The 462-nt window shown below is 62.1% G+C and carries 1 pseudogene; it reads right to left on the bottom strand.

Features of this window, described 5'->3' with window-relative positions:
* Positions 1-462, bottom strand: a pseudogene (locus GVL52_RS28855) (hypothetical protein); the annotation flags it as partial.

The following is a 462-nucleotide window of genomic DNA, read 5'->3' as shown; positions in this document are numbered from 1 at the left end:
GCCAGTGCGTTCGTCAGGTTCAGCGCTTGCGTCAGAGGAGCCGTTGCCGAAGGAGCCACGATGTAAGGCGTGGACATGTCGGGCAGGTCATAGTTTGCTGCGATGAGCGTGGGCGACGTGACAGCCTGATCAGCGCTGTTGTACACGTTGACCGAGCGGAACAGCGGGTCAGCCGTGTAGTTGTTAGGCGTAGGTGCGCCTTGGTCGTTCTGCGGGAAGTGCACGAAGTTGGCGAATGCGGGAGCACCGTTGGGCGCTTCTGCACGAACGGCCGTAGCGCCGCCCGAGAACGTCGTGGTTTGTGCCACGTTGATGCTGTACCAGTCACCCACCAGGCCGGTCGAAGGCGTGTTGAAACCAGCGTTGGCCACGTCCGTGGGGGTCGTCAGGTTCACCAGCGTTGCGTCCAGCACGGCTTGCGTGCAAGGTGCCACGACGTTCACGTGCTTGATGGCCGTGTAC

Source organism: Rhizobium sp. 18055 (genome assembly GCF_902706285.1).
Lineage (GTDB): Bacteria > Pseudomonadota > Alphaproteobacteria > Rhizobiales > Rhizobiaceae > Rhizobium.
The sequence above is the reverse complement of the archived record's forward strand: the minus strand, read 5'-3'. Positions and strand labels throughout refer to the sequence as shown.